Here is a 1,789-nt window from a genome sequence, read left to right on the forward strand (position 1 = left end):
CTGGAAAATTAGTGATCTATGCACTAGATTTGTTATCAAACTCAGATGTAAATAACCCAGTATCTATTTATCCAGACTACAGTGAATTAATTCGTCGTGAGTTAGGTCCTACAACAATTAAAAAAGTTTTCCAAGCAACGACAAATGAACTGACTCTTGTTTTTAGTATGAGTTCTTTACCCTCTTATTATTCTAGTACAAAATTCCAGAATACATCTATTATTGATCTAAATCAAGGAATTGTAGAGTCTAGAGCGAGTCTTGAAGCGCTGTATACAGACAGTACTCAGACTGAATTAAAACTGTCTACAACACAACTAAAGCTTAATGAAACACAAAAAGTAATTGATACAGTTGTTCATGCGTCAATTAGTGCTGAATTGAAAAAAGAGCTTGCAAAGGCTCAAGCATTGTTGGATAAAATTACCATGACATTGAAGATTCCAGCTGAATTAGTGAATGATCATAAAAATGAACAAAGTCATACGATTACCGGAAGCACCTATCCTAACTCATTTGTTCAGTTTTCAGGAATAGCGGACTTTCCAGAAGGGACGTTATATTCAGAAGTTGCTGACGATACAAGAAAGTATCAAATTCGTGCAGATAATGACGGGAAGTTCACATACTCATTGCCAGAGGGGAAATACTTTAAAGAATACGAAACAGTTACAGTTTTCAGTATGTTACGTGGTAAAACAGCCTCTCAAGTACGAGTTATAAAAGATACTGTACCACCAGAACAGCCTGTTCTAAATCCAATCAAAGATGCTGACGGAACAATTTCTGGTCAGGCAGAATCAGGCTCAACGGTGAATATATATGATAAGGGGAATGAGACGCTGTTTTTGACTGGGAAAGCAGATTCAAACGGTCAATTCTCGATTCCTGTTCCAGCGGCCAAAAAACCAATAATTCCGTATAAAGTCTATTATAGTACTTCAACGGATGCGGCAGGGAATACCAGTGTAGCTTCTGACACGCAGGTTGTAGCGGACACGACAGCACCAAAAGCAGAAGCGGTTAAACAAGCGTTAACTTTGGGGAATCCTCTTCCAGCTGTAGATAAAATGTTGAAAAATATTTCGGATAATGCGGGAATTGGAGCCGATAATTTAACTATAAAAATGACTAAAGTTCCAGACATTTCCCAAACAGGATATAAAACAGCAGAAATTACTTTGACAGATAGAGCGGGCAACTTTTTAGTGGTTGTCGTACCAATAACTGTGAAGGATGAGTTAACAATGATAGATAGTAACCATCTTCTCAAAGCCGATGATTTTTCTGCATTAGCGATTGATTTACCAGAAACAGCTGAAGAGCAAAGGCAATTTGTTTTAACACACGGGCAAGTGGAAGCTTGGAAATTAGCAACAGGTCAGATGATTAACGATGAGTTAACGTACAATCAGGGAACCTTAAAAAAACAACCTGGTGTATATACGATTACAGTCGAAATCGGCAGTTTGAAACGAGTCTTTAAAGTGACGTTGTTAGAAGGAAGTTTGGCTTTTGATAAAACGATCAACAACCTATCTTTTGGTACACAAACAATCAAATCAAAGAAACAGTTTGTTTCTCCAGAAGATAAGTTGAGTGTTTCTATAAGCGATACACGATTCAAAATGAATAAATGGCGTTTAACGGCCAAGCTGGAACACCCTCTTCAAACAGCGGATGGCATTATTTCTGCCAGTAGTTTATTATACCGTTCTTATGATGTAGGGAAGGTTGTAGACACAAAGCTTAATGAACAAGGTATATCTATTTATGAACCGAGTAAATT

1 protein-coding gene is annotated in these 1,789 nt (G+C 37.3%); it reads left to right on the plus strand.

Annotation, left to right across the window (positions count from 1 at the left end; genetic code table 11):
• On the plus strand, positions 1–1,789 hold a 1,789-nt coding region (locus BCR23_RS14695; RefSeq protein WP_069634284.1), incomplete at both ends, for an Ig-like domain-containing protein.

Origin of the sequence: Enterococcus quebecensis (assembly GCF_001730365.1) — a bacterium.
GTDB lineage: Bacteria > Bacillota > Bacilli > Lactobacillales > Enterococcaceae > Enterococcus_L > Enterococcus_L quebecensis.